At 56.4% G+C, this 8,927-nt stretch carries 11 protein-coding genes; 8 read left to right on the forward strand and 3 right to left on the reverse strand.

Features of this window, described 5'->3' with window-relative positions; genetic code table 11:
- The 3 genes from AO277_RS08135 to AO277_RS08145 form a co-directional block, all read left to right on the forward strand.
- Positions 1-908: hypothetical protein (locus tag AO277_RS08135; protein WP_099258897.1), on the forward strand; the 908-nt coding region annotated here is incomplete at its 5' end.
- Positions 905-1,966 carry a glycosyltransferase family 4 protein gene (locus tag AO277_RS08140; protein WP_044319891.1) on the forward strand — a complete coding sequence of 354 codons (1,062 nt, stop codon included), beginning with the start codon at positions 905-907 and terminating at the stop codon, positions 1,964-1,966. The genes AO277_RS08135 and AO277_RS08140, both read left to right, overlap by 4 nt.
- A gap of 57 nt (positions 1,967-2,023) precedes the next feature.
- Complete coding sequence (locus AO277_RS08145; RefSeq protein WP_002554544.1) at positions 2,024-2,878, forward strand: LysR substrate-binding domain-containing protein; 855 nt, start codon at positions 2,024-2,026, stop codon at positions 2,876-2,878.
- Here the strand turns inward: AO277_RS08145 and AO277_RS08150 are convergent.
- Complete coding sequence (locus AO277_RS08150) at positions 2,868-3,614, reverse strand: sulfite exporter TauE/SafE family protein (RefSeq protein ID WP_004667821.1); 747 nt, start codon at positions 3,612-3,614, stop codon at positions 2,868-2,870. The genes AO277_RS08145 and AO277_RS08150 overlap by 11 nt on opposite strands.
- 189 nt (positions 3,615-3,803) lie before the next feature.
- Between AO277_RS08150 and AO277_RS08155 the strand changes: the two genes are divergently transcribed.
- The 3 genes from AO277_RS08155 (at position 3,804) to AO277_RS08165 (ending at position 5,996) form a co-directional block, all read left to right on the forward strand.
- Entirely contained in the window at positions 3,804-4,277 is a 474-nt protein-coding gene (locus AO277_RS08155; RefSeq protein ID WP_002554546.1) for a MarR family winged helix-turn-helix transcriptional regulator, read from the forward strand.
- Positions 4,278-4,516: 239 nt separating this feature from the next.
- On the forward strand, positions 4,517-4,936 hold the full coding sequence (locus tag AO277_RS08160; RefSeq protein ID WP_004657344.1) for an organic hydroperoxide resistance protein: 420 nt from the start codon (positions 4,517-4,519) through the stop codon (positions 4,934-4,936).
- 40 nt (positions 4,937-4,976) lie between these two features.
- The gene (locus tag AO277_RS08165; protein WP_044319889.1) at positions 4,977-5,996 is read left to right on the forward strand and encodes an alpha/beta hydrolase; all 1,020 of its coding nucleotides are present in this window, start codon (positions 4,977-4,979) and stop codon (positions 5,994-5,996) included.
- A gap of 79 nt (positions 5,997-6,075) precedes the next feature.
- On the opposite strand, the gene AO277_RS08170 is transcribed toward AO277_RS08165, so the two are convergent.
- Positions 6,076-6,645 carry an elongation factor P gene (locus AO277_RS08170; protein WP_002554550.1) on the reverse strand — a complete coding sequence of 190 codons (570 nt, stop codon included), beginning with the start codon at positions 6,643-6,645 and terminating at the stop codon, positions 6,076-6,078.
- A 99-nt stretch (positions 6,646-6,744) separates the two neighbouring features.
- Positions 6,745-7,881, reverse strand: a complete 1,137-nt coding sequence (gene earP, locus AO277_RS08175) for an elongation factor P maturation arginine rhamnosyltransferase EarP (RefSeq protein ID WP_044319893.1) — start codon at positions 7,879-7,881, stop codon at positions 6,745-6,747.
- Positions 7,882-8,032: 151 nt separating this feature from the next.
- On the opposite strand from earP, the gene AO277_RS08180 reads away from it, so the two are divergent.
- Both AO277_RS08180 and AO277_RS08185 read left to right on the forward strand, forming a co-directional pair.
- Complete coding sequence (locus tag AO277_RS08180; RefSeq protein WP_044319888.1) at positions 8,033-8,431, forward strand: hypothetical protein; 399 nt, start codon at positions 8,033-8,035, stop codon at positions 8,429-8,431.
- Positions 8,432-8,434: 3 nt separating this feature from the next.
- On the forward strand, positions 8,435-8,927 hold a 493-nt coding region (locus AO277_RS08185; protein ID WP_257214202.1), incomplete at its 3' end, for a GreA/GreB family elongation factor.

Here is an 8,927-nt window from a genome sequence, read left to right on the forward strand (position 1 = left end):
AGCGGCTATGGCTCAGCAGTCTAAAAATAGCGGCCTACTTCAGACCATTCTTAGGTAAACGCGTTGTTTTTTATGATGCCTTGACCTGGTGCTGGCAAGCAGAAACACGCTGGCCCCGCATCGAAGAACTTATTCACCGCCCTCGCTTGCTTTATATTGCCCAGAACTTTATAGGCGTAGTTGAACGCATGGCGGGCATAAAATCAAAAAATCACTTTGTCGTCCCGCCCATCACATCCCGAGCCAGGTACGCACCTCGAAATAGCCAGTCCAACGTTGTCCTGCTTAATCTGGGCGGACTTAAGAACCCTTATACCGATGAGGCGATGCTTATCGACTTTGCCCGCGCGATTACGCTCGCCTTGCGTGCAGCACTCGATCAGGGGGTGAAGCTTCACATCGCCACCAGCCAAACGATCGCAGAAGCACTGGAATCAGACGATGCCACTACTTACCCCCTTACGGAGGTCGCCCGGATGATGCATGACTGCCAATTTGCAGTTTGTACACCTGGCTTGGGCAACATCTACGAATCGGCTGTTATGCAAACACCGGTCATATGGCTGCCGCCGGTCAACAATACGCAAGGCCTTCAGCTGGCTCATCTGCGCAACGCCGGTATGGTTGACGCGGAGCTAGGCTGGGAAACGCTGGGCGTCAACATTGATTACACAACGTCCACACAAACCTGTCTGGCTAGCATCGACGAGGCGATTTCAACACTGGGAGACATTGAGCGAAGTGCCGTTCTCAATGAAAAAATGGCAGTTGCAGTTGCCCGCATGCGCCAGTGCACAGGCGGCAAGACTTCTCGGCTGATCGAACGCTTCGGCAGCGGAGGTGACGCAGTGGCCGCTCAAAAAATCAGGGAATGGATAAACGTACCTGAAAACGGAGATCGCTTATGAAAATTGCCCAGGTTGCCCCTTTGTTCGAGGCGGTCCCGCCTCAACGCTACGGAGGTACGGAGCGAGTGGTGTCCTACCTCACTGAGGCACTTGTTGAACTAGGCCACCAAGTGACGTTGTTCGCCAGCGGCGACTCATTGACGTCTGCAGAGCTTGATGCAGTCTGGCCCGCCGCTCTGAGGCTCGATTACGGAAGCTTCGACGTCATCAGCCCGCACCTGGTCATGATGGAACGCGTGAGGCGTCGTGCGCAGGAGTTCGACATTATTCACTTCCACCTGGACTTCTACCCCTTCTCCCTGTTCAGCCGCCAGCCCACACCGTTTGTTACCACCTTGCATGGTCGAGTCGATCTGCCCGCACTCAAACCGGTGTTCAATACCTTTGCAGACATGCCGCTTATTTCGATTTCCAACGCTCAACGCAATGATCTGCCAGCCGCCAACTGGGTGGGCACGGTGTATCACGGCTTGCCGCTACAACTCCATACACCCCGGCAAGTGGAAAGGACATACCTTGCTTTTCTGGGACGAATCACGCCTGTGAAGCAAGTCGATGCGGCCATTCGCATCTCCCAACAATGCGATATCCCCATCAAGATTGCTGCCAAGATAGACGCCGTTGACAGCGCTTACTTTGAACGAGACATACGTCCGCTATTGGATTCTCCGCTGGTCGAATACATAGGTGAGATCAATGAGCAGGAAAAAACCACTTTCCTGTCAGGTGCCTTGGCACTTTTGTTTCCTATTGATTGGCCAGAGCCTTTCGGTCTGGTCATGATCGAGGCAATGGCGTGCGGTACTCCAGTGATCGCATTTCCCTCCGGCTCAGTCCCGGAAGTCATAGAAGACGGAGTCACAGGCTTCGTTGTCCGCAACGAAGCAGAAGCGGTAGCCGCCGTCCATAAGGTGGACCAGCTATCTGCCATGCGAATACGCGAGCAGTTTCAAAAGCGTTTTTCAGCGCGTCAAATGGCCGAAAACTATGTCCATGCCTATCAGTCACTCATTGACCGGTCCTCATCTAAAAGTCGTCATCGCAAAAAACAGAGCTGACGCATAAGATCAGCTTGAAGAATGTTTCTTATTCAGTCCATCTGGGAGATTGATGGTTTGGCCAACTATCCAGGCATCGATACAGAGCTGCTGCGCACCTTTGTGGCAATTGCCGACCACGGCGGTTTCACCCGCGCAGGTGAAGCCGTGAACCGCACTCAATCGGCGGTCAGCATGCAAATGAAGCGTCTGGAGGAGGATGTCGTACAGCGTCAACTGTTCCAGCGTGAAGGCCGGACCCTGAACCTGACGGCAGAGGGGCAAGTGTTACTTGGCTATGCGCGGCGCATCCTCAAGCTGCACAGTGAGGTGTTCAATACGCTGCGCGAGCCACACATGATCGGGGTGGTAAAAATCGGCTCGCCCGACGACTACGTGATGCGCTTTCTGCCCGGCATTCTTTCGCAGTTCGCGCAGGCCTACCCGCTGGTTCAGGTAGAGGTGCATTGCGAACCGTCCGACCTGCTGCTGCAACGCAATGACCTGGACCTGACCATCGTTACGCGCAAGCCCGGCACCGAGATCGGTACGCTGTTGCGTCATGAGCGTCTGGTCTGGATGGAAGCCAGCGGTTTTGCTCCGCATGAGCAAAACCCCATTCCGCTGGCGATGTTCAATACGCACTGCTTCTGTCGCGACTGGGCATGCAACGCACTGGACAGCGTGGAGCGTGATTACCGCATCGCCTACAGCAGCTCCAGCATGGCAGCAATCACAGCAGTGGTCAGCGCGGGCCTGGCAGTCACTGCACAGTTTCAAAGCCTGATCACTGCAGATTTGCGCATCATCGGCGCGGCCGAACAATTACCCGAGCTGCCAACGGCCAGCATCGTACTGCTGCGCAATCCGAAAAACCCCTCGCCCATCACCGAATGCATGGCCGACTACATCATCGACGGCTTCAAACCTTGAGCGCGAGAATGACTGCGCAGAGCACCAGAAACACGCAGAACATCAGGCGCAGCGTTCGCTCCGGCAGCGAATGCGCCAGTTTGACACCCCAACTGATGCTCGCCAGACCACCAATGGCCAATGGAATGCCCATCGACCAGTTGACGTGATCGTGCAGCGCGTAGGTAACCAGCGTGATTCCGGTGCTCGGGGCTGCGAGGGACAGCGCCAACCCTTGCGCCACAACCTGTGTCGTGCCAAACACGCTGGTAAGAATCGGCGTGGCCACCACTCCCCCGCCAACGCCAAACAGACCTCCGGTCATACCGGACCCGACGCCCAGCAGCCATAGCCATTTTTCATGGCGCAACCCGCTACCGGCCTGATGGCCGCGCCAATACATCTGCGCCACATTGAACACGGTCAGAACCACCAGAAAGCCGACAAAGCCCAGGCGCATGCTTTGCGGGTCCACGCGCACCGCCAGCAGCGACGTCAGCCAGGCAAAAATAAAACTGGGAACAATCAACATCAACGCATTACGCAGCAAAATCCGGTTGCGCTGGTTATAGCGCCACAAGGCGAGCAACACGTTAGGCAGCACCATCAACAACGCTGTCCCTTGCGCCAGCTGCTGATCCAGACCGAACAGCACACCCAGCGCGGGAATTGCCACAAGACCACCACCGATTCCGAACAGCCCCCCCAGGGTGCCCATCGCTGCACCCAGTAACACAAACATCACAATTTCAATCACACTACGTCCCCACCCAGTCAATGGCCAAATGCTACGCAGTCCTGCGCGCAACCAACACCCGGTGTTACCTGTTTTTTTTGCGCGCGGCGCAAACTGTCAGCGCTTTGAGCCTGCACGCTCGAAATTATCTGGCACATTAAAGAATGCAACACTAAGTTAAACTCATTCGACTGAGTTTGAGGACCTGATATGAGTGCCGAAGAAAACCCTGCCCACGCTGCACCTGCCGATTGCGATTCGCTGCTGCTGGATAACCAATTGTGCTTCGCCCTGTATTCCACCTCATTGATGATGACCAAGGTTTACAAACCGCTGCTGCAGGCGCTGGGGCTAACCTATCCGCAGTATCTGGCAATGATGGTGCTGTGGGAAAAAGACGGCCTTACCGTAGGTGATGTCAGCACGCGCCTGCTCACCGATCCGGGCTCTCTGACACCTTTGCTCAAGCGTCTTGAGGGCGAGGGCTTTATCAGCCGCACCCGCAGCAAGGAAGACGAACGCGTGGTATTGCTGCACCTGACTGAACAAGGTCGTGCACTGCAACACCAGGCACTGAGCATACCCGGCTGTATTCTGTCGGCGAGCGGCCTGAACATGGAAAGGCTTCGTGACCTGCAGACACAGTTGCTGGACTTGCGTGACCATCTGCACCAGAGCCTTTAAGACAAAGGGTCACGCCCCCCGGACTGACCTGTTGCTCGTCTCGCCAAAGCCCCGCACATCAAGGGGCTGGCAAGATTTCCAGCTGCCCGCCCTGGTAGCTTTCCTCCTCCGGAAAAGACCTCTTTCGACTTTTCGCAAAATTTAGCTTGCGCGCTAACTATCCTTGGACTACCTTTGCCCTGCGCTTAGTTAGCGCGCAAGTATTTTGCGCAATTAACCCTACCGAACGAGGAAAAATCATGGACACTCTTTACACCGCAGTTGCAACCGCCACAGGCGGCCGTGATGGTCGTGCCGTATCCAACGACAAGATTCTCGACGTCAAACTCGCCACTCCGAAAGAGCTTGGCGGTGCTGGCGGCGCAGCCACCAACCCGGAGCAACTGTTCGCTGCCGGTTATTCGGCCTGCTTCATCGGTGCCCTGAAATTCGTCGCCGGTCAGAGCAAACGCAGCATCCCGGCAGACGCCTCGATCACCGCCCACGTAGGGATTGGCCAGATTCCCGGTGGTTTCGGTCTGGACATCGACCTGCATGTCAGCCTGCCCGGCCTTGAACAAGCCGACGCTCAGCAACTGGTCGATGCCGCTCATGTGGTCTGCCCTTATTCCAACGCCACACGCGGCAACGTCGATGTGCGCCTGCATGTAACCGTCTAACCCACCGGCCATAGATACGAACATGAGCAAGGGAACGAACATGAAGACCTTCAGCAAAGTCATGACGGGTACGCTTCTCGCACTGTCCATCGGCAGCGCGTTTGCCGCAGGCGATCCTGCCATCGAGCACAACACTCAGGCTTTTCTCGATGCCTTGAATTCGGGCACTGGCAAGCCCATTGAGCAGTTGTCGCCGAAAGATGCCAGGGCCGTGCTGGTAGGAGCACAGGCAGGGGTCAAACTGACGCTGCCCAAAGCCGATGTCAGCGAAAAGACCATCAACGTCGATGGCCAGCCGATCAGCCTGAATATCGTGCGCCCTGCTGGCGTAAAAGGGACCTTGCCGGTTTTCATGTCCTTCCACGGCGGCGGCTGGGTACTGGGTGATTTCCAGACCCACGAGCGACTGGTCCGCGATCTGGTCGTGGGCTCGGGCGCGGTAGCGGTGTTCGTCAATTACACGCCTTCACCCGAAGCGCATTATCCGACGGCGATCAACCAGGCTTACGCAGCAACCAGATGGGTAGCTGAGCACGGCAAGGAAATCAACGTCGACGGTAAGCGCCTGGCTGTGGCGGGTAACAGCGTAGGCGGCAACATGGCAGCGGTCGTTGCACTGATGGCCAAAGAAAAAGGCACTCCGGCGCTCAGGTATCAGGTGCTTCTGTGGCCGGTGACTGACGCCAACTTTGATAACGATTCATACAACCAATACGCCGAAGGCCACTTCCTGACCCGTAACATGATGAAGTGGTTCTGGGACAACTACACCACCGATGCCGCGCAACGCAACGAGATCTACGCCTCGCCGCTGCGCGCCACCACCGAGCAACTGAAAGGTCTGCCACCGGCGCTGATTCAGACCGCCAGTGCCGACGTGCTGCGTGATGAAGGCGAAGCCTATGCGCGCAAGCTGGACCAGGCGGGCGTGCAAGTCACGGCGGTACGTTACAACGGCATGATCCATGACTACGGTCTGCTCAACGTGGTCAGCCAGGTCCCGGCTGTTCGCTCAGCCATCCTGCAGGCGTCTCAGGAGTTGAAAGAACACCTGAAATAAAGGCAGACGCTCAAACTTCAGCCGTAAAAAAACCCGCAGCAATGCGGGTTTTTTGCGTAACGGGGTTACAAAACCATGCTTACTTCGCACGGCCTTTGTAGGAACCGCCTTCACGGGTATCGATCTCGATCATGTCGCCGATTTCGATGAAGTCAGCAACGCTCAGCTCGGTACCGTTTTTCAGTTTGGCAGGCTTCATGACCTTGCCCGACGTGTCGCCACGAGCGGAGCCTTCGGTGTAGTCGACCTGACGCACGATAGTGGTCGGCAATTCTACGGAAACCAGACGGTCTTCGAAGAATACGGCTTCACAAACGTCAGTCATGCCTTCTTCGACGAAAGGCAGAACGCTTTCGATGTCTTCGGCGTTCAGCTCGTACATGGTGTAGTCAGTGGTGTCCATGAACGTGTAGGTGTCACCGCTGATGAAAGACAGGGTGGCTTCCTTGCGATCGAGGATCACATCGTCCAGCTTGTCGTCGGCGCTGTAAACGATCTCGGTCTTGTAACCGGTCAGCAGGTTTTTCAGCTTGGTCTTCATGATCGCGCTGTTACGACCGGATTTGGTGAATTCAGCTTTCTGAACCAGCCAAGGATCGTTTTCGAGACGGATCACGGTACCGGGTTTCAGCTCTTTACCAGTTTTCATTGCATATATCCGAATTTGGATGGAATTAACCAAAGGCTCTGTACGAGAAACAGCCTGCGCAGGCCTTTTTCGTACAGAGCCTTGTATCAAGGCCGCGTATCATAGCGAATTTCCATAAAACTGCACCAGCGCCGTGGCAAGATCAGTCCGTGCGGCTTGTTGCAGGCACCAGTGCCCGGCGTGCTTTTCAATTTCAGCCCAGTGTTCGGTGAGTGCCAGCCAGCTTTCGTCCAGGTCGCTGCCGATATTCCAGTTCTGCCAGAACTGATTCACAGCATGCGCTGCCTCAGGCGCAAGACACGCCAGGTAGAGCGCTAAAAACGCATCAAGCTTGGGCAGGTGCGCGTCGTCTTCCTGCTGATAAATGTGCCAGAGCATCGGCCGCCCCGCCCATTGCGCACGGACGAATGAATCTTCGCCGCGCACGACGTTGAAATCGCAGCTCCACAGCAGTTGGTCGTAGCGTTCCTGGCGGATGAACGGTAACACCTGAACCGTCAGCCCTCCCCTTACCTGCATGAAACCTGCGTGTAACTCATCGTCGACACCCAGCCAGCGCCGCAGATCGGCGAGAATGCGCCCCTCCGGCACCAGCAGGTGATTCGGCCGACTGTCGCTGGCCAGCGCGTCAAGCCAGCTGCCCAGCCCGGGATTTTCATAGGCAAATACCGAGATCAAGCGGGCATCAGGCAACGGTTCGACGCCCAACCCCTGCAAGAAACCTTGCCTCGCGGCCTTGTCTTGCTGAAATCTCTGGCGCTGTTCGATCAGGTTTCTTTCGCGCAGCAAGCCGCCCGTGGCGTCGGAAAATCCGGGAAAGAAAAAGAACTTCTTCAAACCGTTCAACTGTGGCGAAGGCAAACCGTGGCAACCCGAGACCCAGTCTTCGGCGCTGAGGTACTCAAGGTTCAACCACAGCGGCCTTGGCGAACGCTGCAGCATCGATTCGGTATAGGGCGTCGGCAGGCGGCAGGCAAAGGCCTCGATGACCACGTCAGGAATATCGCTGTTTACCCATTCAGCGGGCCACTGGCACACCCTCACGCCCTCTTGCCATTGCTGCTGAGCCTTAAGATCAGCGTCGGGACACAAGCGAACGAAAGCCGACAGGTCATCGATCCATAAACGCACATGCAGACCCTGCTCGGCAACCAGCTGGCGTGCCAGACGCCAGGTCACGCCGGCATCACCGTAGTTGTCGACTACGCTGCAAAAAATGTCCCACGAGACTTTCATCGTGGCTCCCTGAGGCTGGATGGCAAAAAACGTTGATTGTCGTTCAGAACGCCCCGTTGCCACCAGCCTGATGCCACTGGACAGCACAGTTTTCATGCCCGGCCATCAGGCATGGCACAATCGCATCTGTTGCCCTGCAAGGAGTTCAGCCATGTCATCCACTACCCGCCGTCGCGACCTGTATGTGTCGTTGAAATTGATTGTCTGCATTGCGCTGGGTATCTGGCTGGGCGCAATGGCGGTGTTTCTGACCGCACTGCTGTATTACAAAAGCCTGCCCCCGGCGCAAACCCAGGCGTTGGAAAACGCCGCCGCCCAGCTCACCGTCCCGCCTGCGCAAAAAACTGCCGCGCCGTCTGGCCCGGAGACTGAAATGTTCCGCAAATACGAGCAAAGCCTGCGTGAAAGCGAGGCCCGTCAGGCCCGTGAACAGGCTCAGGAACAACAACAGCGCACCTTCAACCGTTCCAAGTGTGATTTCTGGATACAGCAGGACCGCACTGCGCCGAGCGAAAAAAGTCGCGCCAGCATCAATCAGTACTGCGGATAAACCATGAACAAGCAGGACGTGCTGCAATCGATCATCGACAAGCTGGAAATCGATCTGGACATCGCGCAACGGGCGGCACAGACCGCCTACGAAACGGCAACCCACGAAGAGAATATTGCCGAGAACAAATACGACACGCTGGGGCTGGAAGCATCGTATCTGGCAGCAGGCCAGGCACGACGTGTCGAGGAGATTCGCCAGTCGCTGGCGGCGTATCGGAAATGGTCGCTCAAGCCATTCGATGAATCACGCGGCATTCAGACCGGTGATCTTGTCGCTGTCGAAGCCTTGAGCGGTCAGACGCAATACCTGTTTCTCGGCCCTGATGCTGCTGGCCTGAAGGTCAGCGCAGGTGAACAACTGGTCACGGTCATCACTGCCAAGGCACCGCTGGGGCAGAGCTTGCTGGGAAAATTCGAAGACGAGGGAGTATCAGTTTTTTTGTGTTCGGGCTGGTTAGGGCCTGCCGTCAGGCAGGCCCTTGTTTTACCAGCTC

Source organism: Pseudomonas amygdali (assembly GCF_002699855.1).
GTDB classification, from domain to species: Bacteria; Pseudomonadota; Gammaproteobacteria; order Pseudomonadales; family Pseudomonadaceae; genus Aquipseudomonas; species Aquipseudomonas amygdali.